At 72.3% G+C, this 19,386-nt stretch carries 15 protein-coding genes and 1 tRNA gene; 12 read left to right on the forward strand and 4 right to left on the reverse strand.

Translation table 11 applies throughout. From position 1 onward, the window contains the following. The first annotated feature begins 36 nt into the window (after nt 1-36). A complete protein-coding gene (locus BJ969_RS03135; protein WP_184477124.1) occupies nt 37-1,248 on the forward strand; it encodes a cytochrome P450 in 1,212 nt (403 codons plus the stop codon). A 12-nt stretch (nt 1,249-1,260) separates the two neighbouring features. Here BJ969_RS03135 and BJ969_RS03140 read toward each other — a convergent pair whose 3' ends face one another. Then, a complete protein-coding gene (locus BJ969_RS03140) occupies nt 1,261-2,721 on the reverse strand; it encodes a carboxylesterase/lipase family protein (protein ID WP_184477126.1) in 1,461 nt (486 codons plus the stop codon). Next, complete coding sequence (locus tag BJ969_RS03145; protein WP_184477128.1) at nt 2,718-3,632, reverse strand: MBL fold metallo-hydrolase; 915 nt, start codon at nt 3,630-3,632, stop codon at nt 2,718-2,720. The genes BJ969_RS03140 and BJ969_RS03145 overlap by 4 nt, the downstream gene beginning before the upstream one ends. 95 nt (nt 3,633-3,727) lie before the next feature. Between BJ969_RS03145 and BJ969_RS03150 the strand changes: the two genes are divergently transcribed. Continuing rightward, a complete protein-coding gene (locus tag BJ969_RS03150; RefSeq protein WP_184477130.1) occupies nt 3,728-6,328 on the forward strand; it encodes an AAA family ATPase in 2,601 nt (866 codons plus the stop codon). A gap of 4 nt (nt 6,329-6,332) precedes the next feature. Here BJ969_RS03150 and BJ969_RS03155 read toward each other — a convergent pair whose 3' ends face one another. Beyond that, nucleotides 6,333-8,300, reverse strand: a complete 1,968-nt coding sequence (locus tag BJ969_RS03155; RefSeq protein WP_184477132.1) for a UvrD-helicase domain-containing protein — start codon at nt 8,298-8,300, stop codon at nt 6,333-6,335. Nucleotides 8,301-8,436: 136 nt separating this feature from the next. Between BJ969_RS03155 and BJ969_RS03160 the strand changes: the two genes are divergently transcribed. The 5 genes from BJ969_RS03160 to BJ969_RS03180 all read left to right on the forward strand — a co-directional run bounded on the left by BJ969_RS03160 (nt 8,437) and on the right by BJ969_RS03180 (nt 12,087). Further along, nucleotides 8,437-9,261 (forward strand): GNAT family N-acetyltransferase, encoded by an 825-nt coding sequence (locus BJ969_RS03160; RefSeq protein WP_184477134.1) that lies wholly within the window; start codon nt 8,437-8,439, stop codon nt 9,259-9,261. A gap of 626 nt (nt 9,262-9,887) precedes the next feature. Beyond that, nucleotides 9,888-10,187, forward strand: coding sequence for a WhiB family transcriptional regulator (locus tag BJ969_RS03165; protein ID WP_184477136.1), 300 nt, complete (start codon nt 9,888-9,890; stop codon nt 10,185-10,187). A 16-nt stretch (nt 10,188-10,203) separates the two neighbouring features. Beyond that, the gene (locus BJ969_RS03170) at nt 10,204-10,440 is read left to right on the forward strand and encodes a DUF6158 family protein (protein ID WP_184477138.1); all 237 of its coding nucleotides are present in this window, start codon (nt 10,204-10,206) and stop codon (nt 10,438-10,440) included. Continuing rightward, complete coding sequence (locus BJ969_RS03175) at nt 10,430-11,833, forward strand: NAD(P)/FAD-dependent oxidoreductase (RefSeq protein ID WP_184477140.1); 1,404 nt, start codon at nt 10,430-10,432, stop codon at nt 11,831-11,833. The genes BJ969_RS03170 and BJ969_RS03175 overlap by 11 nt, the downstream gene beginning before the upstream one ends. Nucleotides 11,834-12,014: 181 nt before the next feature. Continuing rightward, nucleotides 12,015-12,087, forward strand: a tRNA-Ala gene (locus tag BJ969_RS03180). 261 nt (nt 12,088-12,348) lie between these two features. Here the strand turns inward: BJ969_RS03180 and BJ969_RS03185 are convergent. Next, nucleotides 12,349-13,182 carry an aldo/keto reductase gene (locus BJ969_RS03185; RefSeq protein WP_184477142.1) on the reverse strand — a complete coding sequence of 278 codons (834 nt, stop codon included), beginning with the start codon at nt 13,180-13,182 and terminating at the stop codon, nt 12,349-12,351. Between the two features lie 508 nt (nt 13,183-13,690). On the opposite strand from BJ969_RS03185, the gene BJ969_RS03190 reads away from it, so the two are divergent. From BJ969_RS03190 to BJ969_RS03210, 5 genes are all read left to right on the forward strand, one after another. Next, on the forward strand, nt 13,691-14,950 hold the full coding sequence (locus tag BJ969_RS03190; protein WP_184477145.1) for a glycosyltransferase 87 family protein: 1,260 nt from the start codon (nt 13,691-13,693) through the stop codon (nt 14,948-14,950). A 280-nt stretch (nt 14,951-15,230) separates the two neighbouring features. Next, nucleotides 15,231-16,403: a multidrug effflux MFS transporter gene (locus BJ969_RS03195; protein ID WP_184477147.1), complete on the forward strand. Its 1,173-nt coding sequence runs from the start codon at nt 15,231-15,233 to the stop codon at nt 16,401-16,403. 391 nt (nt 16,404-16,794) lie between these two features. Then, the gene (locus tag BJ969_RS03200) at nt 16,795-17,514 is read left to right on the forward strand and encodes a serine hydrolase (protein ID WP_184477149.1); all 720 of its coding nucleotides are present in this window, start codon (nt 16,795-16,797) and stop codon (nt 17,512-17,514) included. 260 nt (nt 17,515-17,774) lie between these two features. After that, complete coding sequence (locus BJ969_RS03205; protein WP_246457433.1) at nt 17,775-18,293, forward strand: MarR family winged helix-turn-helix transcriptional regulator; 519 nt, start codon at nt 17,775-17,777, stop codon at nt 18,291-18,293. Further along, on the forward strand, nt 18,290-19,288 hold the full coding sequence (locus tag BJ969_RS03210; protein ID WP_184477151.1) for a pirin family protein: 999 nt from the start codon (nt 18,290-18,292) through the stop codon (nt 19,286-19,288). The genes BJ969_RS03205 and BJ969_RS03210 overlap by 4 nt, the downstream gene beginning before the upstream one ends. Nucleotides 19,289-19,386 lie beyond the last annotated feature (98 nt).

Consider the following 19,386-nt stretch of genomic DNA (forward strand, 5'->3'; position numbering starts at 1 on the left):
AGCGGAAGGTTTTCTTCCATATTGGGAGGTCGCACCATGCCCGACGTCACCGACGACGCAGTGCGGGAGTTCCCCGTCGCGCGGCGATGCCCGTACGCACCACCCGAGGAGTACGCGCAGCTGCGCGACTCGGCGCCGGTGTCCCAGGTCAGAACGCCGACGGGCTCGACGGCGTGGGTGCTCACCCGGCACGAGGACGTCCGCTTCGCGCTGTCCGACCCGAGGTTCAGCGCCGACCGGCGCAACCCGGCGTTCCCGTTCCTCGCCGCCGGTCAGCAGGAATCGATCAGCGCGTTCCGGCCGAACATGCTGTCCATGGACGAGCCGGAGCACGGGCCGGTGCGGCGTTCCGTGCTGGGCGAGTTCACCGTGCGGCGGATGCGGGAACTGCGGCCCCGGATCCAGCGGATCGTCGACGACTGCCTCGACTCGATGCTCGCCGGGCCGAAGCCCGCCGACCTGGTCGCAGAGCTGGCGCTGCCGGTGCCCTCGCTGGTGATCTGCGAGCTGCTCGGCGTCCCGTACGCCGACCACGACTTCTTCCAGGAGCGCTCCTCGGCGATGCTGCGGCGCAGCACCGGGGCCGAGGAGCGCGTGCGGGCCGCGGCGGAGGTGCGGTCGTTCCTCCGCGACCTGATCACCGCGAAGAAGTCCGCTCCGGGCGAAGACCTGCTGAGCCGCCAGCTCGCCAAGCAGCGCGAGGAGGGCGTCGAGGACGACGAGGCCCTGGTCGCGATGGCCACGCTGCTGCTCGTCGCCGGGCACGAGACGACCGCGAACATGATCTCGCTGGGCACCCTCACGCTGCTGGAGAACCCCGACGACATCGCGGCCATCAGGCAGGACCCGCGGCGCACGCTCGGCATGGTCGAGGAACTGCTGCGCTACCTGACGATCGTGGAGACGGTGACCTCGCGGGTGGCGACCGCCGACGTCGAGGTCGGCGGCACGCGCATCCGCGAGGGCGAGGCCGTCATCGCGCTCGGCCACACCGCCAACCACGACCCGGCCACGTTCCCGGAACCGGCCGAGTTCGACATCGATCGCGGAGCCCGCCAGCACGTGGCGTTCGGCTACGGGCCGCACCAGTGCCTCGGGCAGAACCTGGCGCGGATGGAGCTGCAGATCGTGTTCGACTCGCTGTTCGCCCGGGTCCCGTCGCTCGCGCTGGCGGTGCCGCGCGACGAGCTGCCGTTCAAGGACGACGCCGTCATCTACGGCGTGTACTCGATGCCGGTCACCTGGTAGCGCCGGGGCGCTTCACCAGGCCGCGCGTTCCAGCGGGTTCGGGTCCGCGACCACCTCGGGTGGCCGTCCGAACCGCCGCACGGGCCGCCGGGGCGTGGTGTGGCGCTCCCAGCCGGGGTCGCCGGAGGTGGCGAAGCGGACCCAGGCGGCGTGGACCTCGGCGCCCAGCTCGGACGGGGGGCCCGCGCCGAGCAGGGTGTTCGGGCCGTGCAGGCCCGGGTCGTCGGCGATGTCGAAGACGAACGGCAGCTCCACGCCGTGCGCGGCGCCCAGCGATCCGCCGAGCGCCGAGGAGCGCCAGGCGAACTCGTAGCGGTAGGTCGCCGCCGCGTGCGCGGAGTGCGCGTCGGCGAGCGCGCGGGTGCCGGCGCCGAACAGGGCGTCGCCGAGCACCGCCGACCGCAGCTCACCCGCGGCGGCGGACGGCCGTTGCGCCCGGTACGCCGCGACGAGCCGGTCCGGGGCCGGATGGGCTTGCGCCGCAACGGACCGCACGTCGTCCATGGTGGACTTCGCCAGGTCGCCGCTCGGGGCCAGGTAGAGGTTGCCTTCTTCGGCGTTGTTCCCGACGAGCAGGTCGATGCCGGCGCCCGCCCCGGCGGCGACCGACGTCCCGGGCTGCCGTGGCAGCACCAGGCCGAACGGGCTGAGCCGCAGCAGCGGATCGGGCCGCCCGTCGATCGCGAGGTCCAGCCCGCGCAGCCGCGCGGTCGCCGCGAGCAGCCGCTCGTCGGGTACCTCGGCGAGCTCCGCGATCGGCCTGTCCAGGACCGCGCCGAGCCGGTTCGCGACGAGTTCCGCCTGCGCGGGCACGAACGCGCCGAGCCCGTTGCCGCTCTGGACGATCACCCGGCGGAACAGGCCGCCGCCCGCGTGCTCGGCCAGGGCCGCGCCGACGATGGTGGCCCCGGCGGACTGCCCGAACAGCGTGACGTTGCCCGGATCGCCGCCGAACGCCTCGATCTCCTCCTGCACCCAGCGCAGCGCGGCCAGCACGTCGAGCAGTCCCCGGTTGTCCGGAGCACCCGGCAGCGCGAGCCATCCGGGGGCGCCGAGCCGGTAGTTCAGCGTCACCAGGACCACGCCGTCGCGGGAGAACCCGGCGCCGTCGTAGAGCGCGGCCTGCGCCGAACCGGAGGTGAAGCCGCCGCCGTGCACGAACACCATCACCGGCAGTCCGCGGGTGGCGGTGTCCGGCGTCGACACCGTCACCGTCAGGTAGTCCTCGCCGCGGACCCAGCCGGGGCCGAAGAACGGCGCCATGTCCAGCGCGCCGAACGCCCGCTCCGACTGCGGCGCGGTGGGGCCCGGCCGCGCCGCGTCCCGCTCCCCGTCCCAGCGCGGAGCGGGCCGGGGAGCGGCGAAGCGGGCGGGGCCGACGGGTGCGGCGGCGTACGGAATCCCGGAGAACACCAGGCCGTCCCCGTGCCGCCTCCCCCGGACCCGGCCCGCCGCGGTCGTCACCGAGGTCATCGGTCGCTCCGCTCCGGCCGGTCGAACGCGGCCCAGTCGACGATCTCGAAGCGGTCCCCGGCGCGGCGGACCTCCGCGGCGCCGTGCCCGCCGAAGTGCGCGGGCACGACCAGCGCGGTGCCGTCCGCCGCGAACTCCAGCAGGCGCCGCCGGGAGGCGCGGGCGGCGGCCGGGTCCTCGTCGAAACCGCAGTTGTGCACCGGGTCCCGCAGCTGAACCGGGGTGTGCAGCAGGTCCCCGATGAACACCGCGCGGTCCGAACCGGAACTCAGGTGCAGCACCGACGAACCGGGCGTGTGCCCCGGAGCGGGCAGCAGCCGCAGGTTCTCGTCGATGACCCGCTCGCCCTCCCACAGCTCGGTGAGACCGGCCTCGTGCACGGGCGCGACGCTGTCCTCGAACACGTTCTGGTGGCTGCGCGCGCTCTTCGGCCGGTGCTCGCCCAGCGGGTTCCAGTAGTCGAAGTCGAGCCGCGGCAGCAGGTAGGTGGCGCGGGGGAAGGTCGGCACCCAGTCCCGGCCGACGAGCCGCGTGTTCCACCCGACGTGGTCCACGTGCAGGTGCGTGTTGATCACGATGTCGACCTCGTCCGGGTCGACGCCCGCGGCGGCGAGGCCGTCGAGGTAGCCGGTGTCGAGGTGCCGCCAGTGCGGCGAGTACGGCCGCTCCTTGTGGTTGCCGACGCCGGTGTCGACGAGGATCGTGCGGCCCGCGCTGCGCAGCACCCAGGTCTGCACGGCCGCGGTGAACCCGTTGTCGTCGGGCGACCAGAAGTCCGGCGCCAGCCAGGACCGCTCGGCCTCGAACACGTCGGCAGGGATCTCGGGGAAGAACTCGTCCATGCCCATCGCGCGCCCGTGGAACTCCAGCACTCGCGTGACTTCGACGTCTCCCAGCGTGATGCTCTGCATGCCGAGAACTGTGCGCCGCGCACCAGGTCGCGGGGTATCCGTCACGTGACCGCACCTGCGCGAGCAGGGCTACAGTCGGTGGGCGGGAGGCGGTTGTGCAGCAGATCATCGGCCGGGACGCGGAGCTCGCGAGGGTGCGGCGGGCAGCCCGGAAGACCGGGCAGGTGCTGATCGTCACCGGCGACCCGGGCATGGGCAAGACGACGCTGCTCGACGCGGCGGCCGAACCGCGCGCGCTGCGGGCCACCGGCAGCGAGAGCGAGGCGAACCTCGCGTTCGCCGGACTCCACCAGCTGCTCGCGCCGGTCCTGCACCGGGCGCCGGAGTCGTCGCGGCTGCTCGCGGCGTTCGGCGCGGGGGAGCGCTCGGCCGAACCCGACGTGATGCGCCTGGCCCTGGAAGTGCTGGAGCTGCTGTCCGACACCGGTGGGCTGCTCGTCGTCGACGACGCGCACTGGCTGGACCGCGCCAGCCTGGAGGTGCTCGCGTTCCTGGCCCGCAGGCTCGACGCGGAGCCGCTGAGCCTGCTCGTCGGCGCCCGCGAGGACCAGCCGCTGCCCGGCTTCGACGGCCTCCCGGTGCTGTCCCTGGAACCGCTCGGGGACCTCGACGCGAACCGCGTCCTCGACGGGCTGCCGCGGCCGCCGACCGGCGCGCACCGGCTGCGGGTGCTGGCGGAAGCCGGGGGCAATCCGCTGGCGCTGGCCGAGTTCGCCGCCGTGCCGCAGGAGACCGGTCCGGGGCCGCTGGTCACCACCGAACGATTGGAGAAGATCTTCGCCGCGCGGGCGCAGGAACTGCCGCAGGAGAGCGGGGAACTGCTGCTGGTGCTGGCCGCCGCCGACACCGCGGACCCGGTGCGGGTGCCGGAATCCGGTTGGGAACCGGCGGAACGAGCCGGGCTGGTGCGCTGGACGGGCTCCCGCTACCGGTTCCGGCATCCGCTGGTCAGGTCCGCGCTGTACCACTCGGCGCCGGTCGCGCGGCGGCGCCGGGCGCACCTCGTGCTGGCGGCGGCGACCGCGGACGAACCGGACCGGCGCGCCTGGCACCTGGCCGCCGCCGCGAGCGGGCCCGATGAGGACGTCGCCGCGCTGCTGGAGGACACCGCCGGGCGCGCCCGCCGCCGGGGCGGCTACGCGGCCGCGGCGACGGCGCTGGAACGCGCCGCCGAGCTGAGCCCGGACCGCGGGCAACGCGCCCGGCGGCTCGTGCTGGCGACGGACGCGGCGCTGTTCACCGCCCAGGCCGGGTGGCTGGAGGACTTGGCGGCGCGGATCGCGGACCTCACCGACGAGCCGGAACTGCTGGCCGTCGCCGCGCTGCGGGCCGGGCAGGCGCTCAGCGTCACCACCCGGCACGCGGCGGCCTTCGCGCAGCTGTCCCGCACCGCGACCGCGCTGGCGCGGCAGGCCCCGGACACCGCGCTCACGGCGTTGGCGGGCGCGGCCGTCGTCGCCTACTACTCGGCGGAACCCGGCCGCCGCGAGCAGGTGCTCGCCGCGCTGCGGCAGATCCCCGGCCCGCAGGACCCGGTGACCAGGGCGTGGGTGCTGACCGTGGCGGATCCGGTGGGCAGCAGGGCGGAAGTGCTGCCGCTGCTGCCCGAGCTCGGCGCCGCCGAGTCCGGTCCGGGGCAGGCCATCGCGGTGGCGACCATCGCGTGGCTGCTCGACGAGGCACCGCTGGCGGAGCGGCTGTTCGAGCAGGCCTTCGACCAGTGGCGGCTCCGGGGCCCGCTGCCGGAAGGGCTCGGCTGCGCGCACGGGTGGACGCTGTTCGACACCGGCGGCTGGGCGCGGGTCAGGACCATCGCGGCCGACGCGGTGAGCAACGGCGCCCGCGCCGAACTCCCGCACGTCATCGCCGGGTCGAAGACGATGGACGGTGCCGTGCTGGCCTTGCGCGGCGACTCGGTGCGAGCCGGCGAGCTGGCCACCGATGCACTGTCCATGGTGGACCCCGCGGGGAGCCGGATGGTCGCGGTGCGGGCCAGGTACGTGCTGGGCATGATCGCCGCGGCCGACGGCGACCACGCCGCCGCCTACGCGCAGTTCCGCCGGATGTTCACCGCCGACGGGGAGTTCGAGCACTACCACCAGTCGGCGGTGGCGCTGCCCGAACTGGCCGCAGCCGCGGCACGCCTCGGGACGCCGCACGACGCCGAACGCGTCGTGCGGGCCGCCGCGGAACTGCTGGGCGGCGGTGCCTCGGCGCGGATGCGGGCGCTGCTCGACCACGCACGCGCGATGCTCGCCGACGATCCGGAGCCGCTGTTCGCCGCCGCGCTCGCCGACCCCCGCACCGGGCAGTGGCCGTTCGAACGCGCGCGGACCCTGCTGCACCAGGCCGAATGGCTTCGCCGCGCCCGCCGCATCACCGAGTCCCGCGCTCCGCTGGCGGAAGCGCTGGAGACGTTCCGCAGGCTCGGCGCCCGCCCGTGGGCCGCCAGGGCCGAGGCGGAGCTGCGGGCCTCCGGCGGCGCGGACCCCGGCCCGGCCGCCGCCGACGTGCTCGACGAGCTCAGCCCGCAGCAGCAGGAGATCATCCGGCTGGCCGCGCGCGGCCTCACCAACCGGGAGATCGGCGATCGGCTGTTCCTGTCCCCGCGCACCGTGGGTTCGCACCTGTACCGGTCGTTCCCGAAGCTCGGCGTCAGCACCCGCGGCCAGCTGCGCGACCTGCTGCCGAACTAGCCGGTCACTCGTCGGCCTCCTCCAGGGCGCCGATCCACAGGTAGTCGCGGGCGCGCGTCGTGGCGACCAGCAGTTGTCGTTGCAGCGCTTCGAGTTCGTCGCGGTGGAAGCCGATGGGCCGGTGCTCGTCGGGCAGGAACACGGCGCGGAACTCGAAGCCCTTCGCCTCCTGCAACGTCCCCACCCGCACCGCCGCCGACGACCGGTGGGTGAGCCGACCTGCCCGGAAATCGTTGCGGCGCAGCACTTCCAGCCACTCCTCGGCGGCCGAGCGGGTGCGGGTGAGCACGGCCGCTCCGGTGTCGTCGCCGAGTTCGCGCAGCGCCGCCAGCAGCGCCTCCTGCTGCGCGGAGCCGTTCCACCGCACCACCTTGCCGCCGCTGAGCACCGGCAACGCCGAGCGCAGCGTCAACGGCGGGCCGCCGTCGATGTCGTCGAACCGGTTCACCGCGTCGAGCTCACCGGCGGCCTCGACGATCGCGGCCCGGTTGCGGTAGTTGCGGCGCAGCACCTCGCTGCGGCCGCGCAGCGACACCCCCGCCTCCGACAGCCGCCAGCCACCGGCGAACACCTGCTGCTGCCCGTCCCCGACCAGCAGCAACCGGTTCGGGCCCTCGCCGCTGACGGCGTGCACCAGCCGCAGGCCGACCAGCGTCAGGTCCTGCACCTCGTCGACCGCCACCACCGAATAGCCGCGACCCAGGGGTTTGCGGCCGAGCTCGTCCCACGCGCGGATCAGCACGTCGTTGCGGTCGTAGATGCCGCGTTCGCACAGCTCCCGCTCGTACTCGCAGTAGAACTCCCAGACGTGGGCCCGGAAAGCGGGGCTGAGCTGGCCGCCGCGACCCCGCCGCGGAGCGGACTTGTACGACTCCAAGGTGCCCAGGCCGCGGCCCTTGATCACCCGGTCGATCTCGTCCTTCCAGTAGTGCCGCGAGGGTCGCGCGCTCGCCAGCGGCCCGGGGCGCCCCGAGCGCTCCCACACCGCGGCGAACGCCGCCTCCACCCGCGGTTCGTCCACTTCCGCGTCCCGGCCGCGTTCGGCGAGCAGGTCCGCGGCCCACGCGTGCAGGTTCCGGAACTCCACGCGGTGCGCCACCTGCGGCGCCAACGCGCGGAACTGCTCGCGGGCGAGCTCCGGCAACACGTCCAGGTGCGTGGTGAACAGCAGCTTGCCGGGGCTGCGCCGCGCCAAGTACGCCAACCGGTGCAGTGCCAGCGTCGACTTCCCGGTGCCCGCCGGGCCCGAGATCCGCGCCGGCCCGCCGTACTGCCTGCGCACCGCGCCGAGCTGCGCGTCGTCCAGGAACAGCCGCCAGTCCAACGCGGAATCCTGCGGCGGTGACTCGGCCCGCTCCTCCGTCAGCCGCCGGACCTCGAACAGCCCGGAGGAGCGTTCCGAGGAACCCACCTCGCCCGCCGCTCGCGGCTGCGGAATCCGGTGCGGGTTCCACGCGATGGGGGTCAGGTCGAACGTGCGGTTGTCCAGGTGCCGGGCCGCGGCCAGGGCGTCCGCCGCGTCCAGCAGCGGCTCGTCCCGCACCAGCACCCGGTCCAGCTCGGACTCGGTCACCACCAGGTGCTCGCCGTCGCCTGCGGTGCCGCGCCCGCCTTCCGGGAACACCACGACGGTGCGCAGCGCGGCCTCGGTGAGCAGCCCGTGCGGCGTGGCCAGGCCCGCCAGCAGCTCCGCGGTCCACACGAACGCCGCGCGCGTCGCCTCCGGATGCGGTTCGTGCTCGCGCAGCAGCACCACCAGCACCCCGCCGGGACCGATGAGGACCACGTCCGGGCGGTTGTCCGGGGTGTGCGGGGCGAACTGGTTGAGCAGCGTGTACCAGCCGGTGCCGCGCTCCACCGCGAACCGCTCCACGACCCGCTTCTGCCAGGTCGGCAACGGGGGGCGTGCGCGGAGCTGCTCGTCGGCCTGGCGCCGCAGCCGCTCGCGGTGGTGATCGTATGTCCCTGTCACGGCGACTCCCGGATTCGCACGCAGGTGCTCTAGCGACATTACGGTCTTCCGGCGCGATTTCGAGAGTTGCGAACTCGGATCACCTTAATGTCGCAGGCGGATACGAAACTCGGGCGGAGACCTCCACAATGGACGTGTGGACCCGCTGCACGATCCTGACGACGACGCCCTGCTCGACCCGCGCCAAGCGCGGGAACTGGCCGGGCTGGTCGAGAACGCCCGCCTCGCCTCCGGTGCCGTCCGGTACGGCCGCATCGGCAAGGTGGGCGCGGCCACCGTGGTGCTCAACCAGGACAACCCGCTGCCCACCGCGAACCACGCCTGCGGCCTGTGGGGAACGCTGGCGGAGGTCGCCACGACGCTGCTCACCCTGGAGCAGTCCTTCGCCGACGCCGGCCGCTCCGAGGCCGTCGTGTACGCCTCGCCCACCACGGTCGGGGAGATCGAAGGCATCGCCGACGACTCCGGCTGGCGCGCGGTGGAGGAGAACATGGCGCTGCTGCACCGCAGCCGCAAAACCCCCACCAGCCCCGTGCGCCCCGCCACCGACGACGACCTGCGCGGCATCGCCGAACTCATCGGCGACGACGCGGGCCTGTCCGACTCGGGCGAACGACGCCTGGTGCGCACCCTGGCGCACCGCGGCGACGACCCGCGCTGCGTGCTGCGAGTCCTCGACGACCCCGAAGCCGACCGCCTGGCCGGATTCGCCCAGGGCTTCGTCGAACACGGCGTCGGCCTCGTCGAACACGCCGTGGTCCGCCCCGGCCGCAGACGCCGCGGAGCAGGTTCTTCCCTGGTGGCGGACGTGGTGGACGAGCTCTACGCCAAGGGCGCCCGCCTCATCGCCGCCTACGACGACGAGGGAGGCCCAGCAGAACGCTTCGCGGAAACCTGCGGCTTCGAACCCGTCTACCCGGTGACCGCCTACGCCCGCCGAGTCGACGAACTGCTCGACTGACCGTTCGTGGAGCCTTCCCGGCTTGGGCGTGTGGCTGGGTTGTGGAGTCCCGCTCGGCTTGGCGTGTGGGGTCGGGTTTTAAGGCCTTCCCGGGTTTGGGCGTGTGGTTTCGGTGGTGCGTGGAATGTCGGGTTTACTGATTGCTTCCACGGCTCGTGTGGCGTGGGTGTCCGGGTAGCGGAACCTCAGTCGGTCTCTCGCTGCGGGATCTTTTTCCCGAGTGGCTCCGCCACGAGGGAAAAAGCTGTCCTCGCGAGAGACCGACTGAGAACCCGCCGGTGGTCGGCTTTGTGACGTGGGCTATTCGCTGCGCGAATACGGGCACGGCTTCGCCGCGAGGCAGGCTTGCTTCGCCGCCCACGGCACGGCCTTCGGCCGCGAGGCAGACTTCGCTTCGCTCGTCCACTGCACGGCTTCGCCGCGAGGCAGCCCGACGCTGCACGTCAAGCCGAACGGGACTCCACCCGCCCCCGCGTCAAGCCGCACTCGGCTCCGCGACCTGCACGCTCGTCAAGTCGAGCGAGACTTCGCGGCTCGGGTCAGGTGTCCGCACTCCCCGTTCGGGGTATGTCGTCGTTGGCGCTGACGAACGCAGTGCCCGAGCCCGCGGTGAGGTGGTGATCACGATGACGGCGACCATGCGGCTGCCCAAACCGGTGGCCGAGACGTGGGAGTGGCAGTTGCAGGCGGCCTGCCGGGACTTGAGCACGAGCACGTTCTTCCACCCGGAGAACGAGCGCGGCAGCGCTCGCAGCAACCGCGAGGAGCAGGCCAAGCAGATCTGCCACCGCTGCCCGGTGATGCTGTCGTGCCGGGAGCACGCGTTGGCCGTGCAGGAGCCGTACGGCGTGTGGGGCGGGCTCAGCGAGCGGGAGCGGCAGGAGCTGCTGGCGAAACGGGTGCCGAAGCAGCGCGCCGCGGCGTGAGGGCGGGGGAGCGGAGATGAGCACCGGCGTGCCCGGCGTCGATCTCGCGGAGCAGGACTTGCTGCGGGAGATCGAACAGCTGCACCTCACCCGGAACGAGACGTTCCTGCACGGTTCGCACGACGCGTTGCGCGAGCACACCGCGCGTTCGTTCGAGCTGGAGCAGGAGTACCTGCGCAGGCATCCGGACCGCGAGGTCGATCCGCGGCGGACCCGCGCGGGCGCGAGAGGAGACCCGGTTCATGGCCAGTGACGCGGACCAGCAGATCCCCGAACAGCAGTCCACCGGTCCGGCCCCAGGTCAGGGGCGCCGGAAGCCGCGCATCGTGATCGTCGGCGGCGGCCACGTCGGGCTGACGGTGGCCATGCGGCTGCAGAAGCAGCTGGAGCCCGGCGAGGCGCGGATCACGGTGATCGATCCGCAGTCGCACATGACTTACCAGCCGTTCCTGCCGGAGGCGGCGGCCGGTTCGATCGAGCCCCGGCACATCGTGGTCCCGCTGCGCCAGACGCTGCGCCGCAGCGAGGTTCTGACCGCGCAGGTCACCTGCATCGACCACGGGAAGCGCGAGCTCACCGCGACGCTCGCCGACGGCACGGAGGAGCACGTGACGTTCGACGTGCTCGTGGTGGTGCCCGGTTCGGTTTCGAAGGCGCTGCCCATTCCGGGGTTGAGCGAGCGCGGCGTCGGGTTCAAGACGATCGGTGAGGCCATCTACCTGCGCAACCACGTGCTGTCCCGGCTCGACATCGCGGCGAGCACGTCGGACGCGACGTTGCGGCGGCGCCTGCTCACGTTCGTGTTCATCGGCGGCGGTTACGCGGGCATCGAGGCGATGGCCGAGCTGGAGAGCATGTCCCGCGAGGCCGTCCGCAGCTACCGGACGTTGGACACCGGCGACATGCGCTGGATCCTGATCGAGGCCACCGGCCGCATCATGCCGGAGGTCAGCGCCCCGATGGGCGAGTACACGCGGCGCCGCCTGGAGGAGCGCGGCATCGAGGTGAAGACGGACACGACCGCCAAGTCGCTCACCGGTGGGCACGTGGTCCTCTCCGACGGCGACGAGTTCGACGCCGACACCATCGCCTGGACCGCCGGGGTCAAGCCGCATCCGATGCTGGAGGACTCGGACCTGCCCCGGGACGGCAGGGGCCGCGTCGAGTGCACCCCGAAGCTCCAGGTCCGCGGCACCGAGGACGTCTTCGCGGCAGGGGACTGCGCCGCCGTTCCGGACCTGACCAGCGACGACGCGGACGCGTTGTGCAGCCCGTCGGCGCAGCACGCGGTGCGGCAGGCGAGGGTGCTGGCCGACAACGTGGTCGCGTCGCTGCGCGGCCACGAACTGCGCGACTACCGGCACCGCCACGCCGGTTCCGTCGCGGGCCTGGGCCTGTTCCAGGGGGCCGCGGAGGTCTACGGCATCAAGCTCAAGGGCCTGCCGGCTTGGCTGCTGCACCGCGTGTACCACCTCGCGAAGCTGCCCACGCTGCGGCTGAAGGCCCGGATCCTCGGGGACTGGCTCATGGAGCTGCCGCTGAGCAGGCAGACCGTCGCCTTGGGCGAGCTGCACGATCCGCGCGCCGAGTTCGTCCGAGCCGCCAACACCCGGGGCCTCCCCAGCGAGCACGGCCGAGCAGGCTGACCACATCGGAGGTTTTTGCAGCGCACGGCCCCTTCTAGGCTCGCGGGGCCGTGCGCCCGGCCCGGATGATGATCTAAAAGGGACCCCCCTTTTCAAGCCCTCCGGGGACCTGTTGTACGGTATGCAGGCACGCGATGAACGGGACCGAAACACCGGAACCGAACACCGCACAAGTGAATCAGGGGCTGTGGCGCAGTTGGTAGCGCACTTGACTGGCAGTCAAGGGGTCACGGGTTCGAATCCCGTCAGCTCCACTCGGAGGAGTCTGGTCGACGCTGTTGCGTCTTCCCGGCTCCTTTTTGCTTGTACGGGGGCCGAGCCCCCGTAGGCCCCCACGGTGCGGTGGCCGGGGTGGGGTCGGCTTTTGCCGTTGGGGAGTGTCCTGATCTGGTCACACCCTAAGATCGCAGGTCGCACGCCCGACGCTCAGCTGAGCGTCGGGCCTGTTCTGCATCGAACCACCCCTTCCTGCGCCGTTCCGGGAGGTGGTCATGACAGGACGCGGGCGCGTCCTGTCAGAGGATTTCCAGCGGTGTCGCTCGGTCCGGCGCGGGGAAGTGCGCGTCGAGCTCGGCGAGATCGTCCGCCGACAACCGGATCTCCAGCGCCGCGTGGTTCTCCTCGACGTGGCCGCGAGTCGCAGCTTTCGGGATCGCGCACAATCCTTCGCCGGTCAGGACCCAGGCGACGGCGATCTGCGCGGACGTGACCCCGTGACGTTCCGCGATCCGTCCCAACACCGGATCTCCGAGCACGCGGCCCTGCTCGATCGGTGAGTACGCCATCACCGGCAGCTCCCGTTCTCGGCACCACGGCAGCAGGTCGAACTCGATCCCGCGCCGCGTGAGGTTGTAGAGCACCTCGTTGACCGCGCTGCCGCTGCCGCCTTCCTGCGCCCACAGCTCCCGCATGTCGTCCGAGTCGAAGTTGCTGACCCCGAAATGGCGGATCTTGCCGCTGCCGCGCAGTTCCTCGAACGCTTCGAGCGTCTCGGACAACGGCGTTCCACCTCTCCAGTGCAGCAGGTAGAGATCGAGGTGATCGGTCCCCAGCCGACGCAGGCTGCGCTCGCACGCCTCGATCGCGCCCTTCCGGTCGGCATTGTGCGGAAACACCTTGCTGACCAGGAAAACCTCGTCCCGTCGGCCGTCGATGGCCGCGCCGACCACTTCCTCGGAACCACCACTGCCGTACATCTCAGCGGTGTCGATCAGGCCCATGCCGAGGTCGAGTCCGCGCCGCAGCGCCGCGGTCTCCGCCGCGCGGTCCGAACCGCGCTCGCCCATGCCCCAGGTTCCCTGCCCCAACACGGGCAGGTCGCCGCCGGACGGCAGTCGCAGCTGTCGCATCGTTCGCACTCCGTTTCGCGTCGTCGACGGACGGCCACGCCGGTACAGGCCCTGCAGCTGCCGAGCCGTCGACTGCGTCATCGGCCGGGGCAACGGACGCACTCGGAGCGTGACCTTCTCGAAGAGCACGTCGCGCCGGGCGAAACGATTGAATTCGAAGCCACCGCAGCACAATCCGATGTCGGCGAGCAATTCGAGGGTAGCCGCCGTCCCGCGGCTGAACCACTCGCCGACGCGGCGCGGAGTCTTGCGAAGCCGGTGGACTCGTTGATGGCCTGTCGCGTGCCCGTCGTGGGGGGCGAAGCCTGGAGTTCTCACCGCGACCGCCGGTAGTACTTGAGGGGCGGACTTCGCCGGTGGGGACGGGCCTTTCGGCCGGGTACGCATGGTCGAACGGAGGTGCCCGGGGTGGATCTCCTGTTGGGACAACAGAAGAGTGGAAAACCCCAGTCGTGCTGAGAGCCCCCTGCCCCTGAAAGCGGTACGTCCCGCGTCGTCCCGCAGCGTGTTGAGCTGGGCCGTAGGGCGGCCGTACCTGGTGTGCGGGTTCGTGTTCGCCGTGTGCGCTGCGGGGCTCGTGCTCGCGGTTCGTGCGCTGTGGGCGAACCCGGGTGACCTGGAGGTCTACCGCGCTGCGGGAACAGCGGTGTTCGAGGGCCGCTCGTTGTACGAACGGCCGTTGGTCGACGGGCTGTACTTCGTCTACCCGCCCGTGGCGGGGCTGCTGTTCCTCCCGTTGGCCCCGTTGTCGATGGGTGCGGCGCAGGCCGTGTTCGTCGTGGGCGGCTGCCTCGTGCTCGTCTGCTGCGCGTGGTGGGCGTGGCGCGCGGTGGGCTTCGAGAACGGGCGCGCCGTGGTGCTGACCGCGTTGGTCGCGGCCGGGGTCCTCGCGTTCGAGCCCGTGTACACCAGTCTCCACGTCGGTCAGATCAACCTGGGGTTGATGGCGTTGGTGCTGTGGGATCTGCTGCGCGCCGACCGGTGCCGGAGCAAGGGAGTGGGCGTGGGGCTCGCCGCGGCGATCAAGTTGACGCCGCTGCTGTTCGTGCTCTACCTGGTCGCCACCCGACGGTTCAGGGCGGCGGGTGTGGCCGCGGGGTCCTTTTCGGGCGCGGTTGCGCTCGGTGCGGTCGTGTTGCCCGCGGACTCCGCGAGGTTCTGGCTGACCGGTGCCTTCGCTGATTCGAGCAGGATGTGGCCGGATGCCGGCGACCCCCAGAACATGTCCTTGAACGGGCTGTTGATCCGGTTGATGGGGGAGGTCGGCAGCACGACCGTGCTGTGGCTCGGACTGGCCGGGATGCTCGTCGGCCGCACGATGGTCTTGGCGTCCCGCGCCGGCCGGCTCGGCGAGCCGCTGCTGGGAGTCGCGCTCGTCGGTCTGTGCACGGCGGCGGTTTCCCCGTGGTCGTGGGCGCATCACTGGGTGTGGGTCGTGCCGCTGGTGGTGTTCGCGGGAGCCCGGCTCCTGCGCGCGACGAATCGGGTCGTGCTGCTGCTGTGGATTCCGCCGGTCGCCCTGGCCGCGCTGTCCGTCGTTCCGGTGCTGGTCCCCGGTCCTGGCGGTTCGGCGGACGTTGCGTCGCACAGCCCGGCCGGGTGGTTGCTGGGCGACGTCTACCTGATCCTTTTCGTCGTGGCGTTGCTCTCCGCTTCGGGGCACCTGAAGGCGCTCGCGCTCGACGCGGCCTCGCAAGGGGACACTTCCGCTCCTGCTCCGGCCGAGCCACAAGCGCGGGAACCGCTGCTACCGGCCGGGGTTCCCTGACGAGCGCTGGTGCTGCGCAAGCGAACTCGGCGGTCGAGCCCCGTCAGCTCCACCCGATGAAACCCCGCTCACCAGGTGAGCGGGGTTTCCGCGTGCTGCGGCCTGAGCCGTGCGCTCCCGTTCTGGGCGCGGCTCAGGGTGCGCCACGTTCCGGTGGTGTTTCCGTGAGCGGGGCGGGGAGGCCGGTAGGTTCGCCGTGCCGGATCTTGTGCAGCTGTCCTCAGGGGAGGGGCGTGGGGTGACCGTCCCGGAACGGCGTGACCGGTGGTTGATCCTCGTGATGGGGACCTTGACGGGGCTCGGGCCGTTGTCGATCGACATGTACCTGCCCGCGTTCCCGGCGTTGGCGGCGGAGATGGCCGCTGATCCCGCCGCCATCCAGCTGACGCTGGCGACGTTCACGGTCGGCCTCGCCGTCGGGCAGCTGCTCGCCGGGCCGCTGTCGGACGCGGTGGGGCGGAAGTGGCCGCTGATGGTGGGGTTGGGCGTGTACGCCGTGGCCGGGGTGTCGGCGGCGCTCGCGCCTTCCGTGCCGGTGCTGGCCACGATCCGGTTCGCGCAGGGGCTGGGGGCCGCCGCGGGGATCGTGATCGCCCGAGCGGTGGTCCGGGACCGGTTCTCGGGGGCGGCGCTGGCGCGCTTCTTCTCGTTGCTGATGCTGGTCAACGCGGTCACCCCGATCGTCGGGCCGTTGCTGGGGTCGCAGCTGCTGCGGGTGGTCTCCTGGCGCGGGACGTTCGTGGTGCTCGCGGTGACCGGCGTGGTGCTGCTGCTCGCCGTGGCGAGGATCGAGGAGTCGTTGCCGCGGTCGGCGCGACGGGGCGGAGGGCTGGCGGCGACCCGCGACGACGTCCGCGCGTTGCTCGTCGACGGTCGTTTCGTCGGATACGTGCTGGTGGCCGCGCTGCCGTTCGCGAGCCTGTTCGCCTACATCTCGGGGTCGACCTTCGTCCTGCAAGGGGTCTTCGGGCTCAGCGTGCAGGAGTTCGGTCTCGTGTTCGGGATCAATTCGCTGGGGACCCTGCTCGCGGGGGCGTTCAACACCCGGCTGCTGACCTGGTTCAGCGCGCAGCAGCTGCTGCGCACCGGGCTGGTCGTGCTGTCGGTGAGCGGGCTCGGCGTCCTGGTGAGCGCGGTCGGCGGCCTCGGGCTGCCGGGGATCCTGGTGTGCCTGTTCCTGGTGATGGCCGGCATCGGGTTGATCCTCCCCAACGCGACGACGCTGGCGCTGGACCCGCAGGGGACGCGGGCCGGGAGCGCATCGGCGCTGCTGGGCGTGGTGCAGTCGCTCGCCGGTGGGATCGCCGCACCGCTGGTGGGGTCCGGCGGTGTGGGCACGGCGGTGCCGATGGGGGTGACCATCGCGGTTCCGGCGCTGCTGGCGCTCGCCGTGGGCCACGTCGTGCTCACCGCCGACGGTCGGCGCGGGCAGAAGTCGACGAGCGCGGTGTAGCCGGAGCCTCCGAGCGAGATCGTGGTCGCTTCCGCCGGCGCGGCGCGGAGTACCGGGCGGCGAATCCCGCCTGACCACGGTGTTCCACCGACCGCCCGTCCGCACCGGAGCGCGTGAACTCCCAGCGGCGGCGTACCGACATTCGAGGGATGTCCGACCGGCCGACGAACCTCCCGGCACGACGTGCGTCTTTCCCGATGCGGGGGGATCGCGGATCACCCGCGGGCGGGGTCGCTCGCGCGGACTCCGCTCGGGTCTGAGGGGGCCGGTGGACGTGAACGTGCGCAGGGGTGTCTGGATCGCGTTGGGGCTGGTAGCGGTCCTGTGCGTGGTGGGAGGGGTGGTGGCCGCGGCGAACTCCGATCGGTGGAGGTCGTCGTGCGGCGGCTCCGTGTCGAGGGGGTCCGCGCAGGAAGGGCTGGCCCGGTCGATCAGGGAGAAGCTGCCGTCGTTCGACGAGGGCACCTCCGTGGCCATCGACGTGGTCGACCTTGACGCGTGCGCGGAGGTCACCGCGCTCGACGCCGACAGCGGGTTCCCGACCGCGTCCGTGGTGAAGCTGCTGATCGCGATCGACGCGGTCGAACGCTCCTCGGGCACCGACCTCGACGACATCCAGCGGATGCTGTCGGCCAGCGATGACCAGGTCGCCAGCCGCTTGTGGACCGCGGGCGGCGGCCCGGACATCGTGCGGCGCACGGCGGCGGAGCTGGGGCTGGCGGACACCGAGCCGCCGGTGTCCGCAGGGCAGTGGGGCGACACCCGGATGAGCGCGCGCGACGTCGCGCGGGTCTACCGGTACCTGACGTCGGAGGCCGATGCGGACACGCGGAAGCTGCTGCTCGGCGCGCTGGGCGAGGCCTCGGACGCGGGCGTGGACGGATTTCCCCAGCACTTCGGGATTCCCGACGCGCTGCCCGGCCACGCCTGGGCGATCAAGCAGGGCTGGGGGTCGACCGATGCGAACACCGTCCTGCACACCACGGGTCTGGTCGGCGGGGACCGCTCCTTGATCGTCGTGCTGCTGAGCACGTGGCCGCCGGACACCGACTGGACGGTGGCCAGGGCGGCCCTGACCACGGCGGTCCACTCGCTCGACCTGGTCGTCTGACCGGACCGCCCGGTTCCCCCGCGGGGGAACCGGGATCGTTCGGCCGCGAGCTCGTTCGGGCAGCCGGAGTTCACCGGCTCGCGCAGAAAACGTCGCCATCGGAGACGCGCAGGCTTGGGAGGCGAACGCGCCCACCACTTCCTCCGGCGGCCCGCGCCGGAATCGTCGGTGCGGCGGCGGGCTCCACACCGCCGGAACGCTTCCGGCAACGGGCGCGCCAGGGCTGAGCCGACACTAGTTCAACATTTGAAGTAGTGGGTATGCTCGACGGCATGGTGTCCTGGCGGAATTCGTTGCAGCGGAAGGCGTGGCGGCCCTACATCGAGGCGAGCCTGCTGCTGGAGACGCGGCTCGACGAGGACCTGCAGGCGGTCTCCGGGATGACCTTGAAGGACTACAACGTGCTGCTGGTGCTCTCGGAAAGCCCGGCGCACCGCCTTCGGATGGGGGAGCTGGCCGCGCGCATGGTGTTCTCGCCGAGCCGGCTGACCTACCAGATCAAGGTGATGGAGCGGCGCGGCTGGGTGCTGCGGCAGGTCCTGCCCGACGACAAGCGGGTGCACCACGCGGTGCTGACCGCGACCGGGCTCGAAGCGCTGCACGAGGCCGATCGCCACCACATCGCGACGGTGCAGCGGTTGTTCACCGACGGCCTCGACGAGGACGAGCTTCGGGTGCTCGCCCGCGTGTTCACCCGGCTGCAGGACCAGCTGCAGGACCGGCCCGAGCAGGACTCCGCGTCGGGCGGCGACGCGGAACCGGACAGGAGCGACCGATGAGCAACGTCGAGCACGATCCCGCCGAGCAGACCGTGTGCTCGGTCGACGCGGCAGTCGCCGCCGAACCCGAGGTCGAGCTGCTGCAACCGCGGGACGTCCCGCTCGGCGGGCCGCGGGCGATGCGGGTGCGGCGCGCGCTGCCGAACCGGGGCCGGCGGATGGTGGGGGCGTGGTGCTTCGCCGACTCGTACGGCCCGAGCGACATCACCGGGCAGGCGGGAATGCAGGTCCCGCCGCATCCGCACATCGGGTTGCAGACGGTGTCGTGGCTGGTCGAAGGCGAGATCTGGCACCAGGACAGCGTGGGCAGCCGTTGCCTCGTGCGTCCTGGGCAGCTCCCGCTGATGACCGCCGGGCACGGCATCGCGCATTCCGAGCAGTCCCCGCCGGAGCACTCGTCGAACCTGTACGGGGCGCAGCTGTGGGTGGCCCTGCCCGAGCGGTCCCGGCGGATCGCGCCCGCGTTCGAGTTCCACTCGTCGCTGCCGAGCCACGAACTCCGGCAGGGCCGCGTCACCGTCCTGGCCGGGGACGTCGACGGTGCGGTCTCACCGGCCACGACGCACACGCCGCTGGTGGGCGCGAGCGTGGCCGTCGACGCGGGCGGGCGGGTGACCGTGCCGCTGGAACCGGACTTCGAGCACGCGGTCCTGGCCTTGTCGCCCGGATTGACCGTCGCGGACGTCGCCGTCCCGGTGGGAGCGATGCTCTACCTCGGCCGCGGGCGCGACGCGGTCGGGTTGGGCGCTGAGGTCGCGGGGCAGGCCATGCTGCTCGGCGGCGAGCCGTTCGCCGAGGACCTGGTGATGTGGTGGAACTTCGTGGGCCGCAGCCACGAGGACATCGCCGAGGCCCGCGCGACCTGGGAACGCGAGCACGACAGCGACCTCGCCGACCGCCGGTTCGGTCCGGTGCACGGCTACGACGGGCCCGCGCTGCCCGCGCCGGCGCTGCCCAACGCGCGGCTGAAGGCCAAGGGCCGCTACCACCGCTGACCCCGCCACCGTGGCGTGCCTCACCGCGGCGCGTCGCGCGGAATAGGTCCCGGAGGGCCGTTGTTGGCAGGGTTAGTTCAAATCTGAAGCAACAAGGG

The sequence above is a fragment of the Saccharopolyspora gloriosae genome, from assembly GCF_014203325.1.
Lineage (GTDB): Bacteria > Actinomycetota > Actinomycetes > Mycobacteriales > Pseudonocardiaceae > Saccharopolyspora_C > Saccharopolyspora_C gloriosae.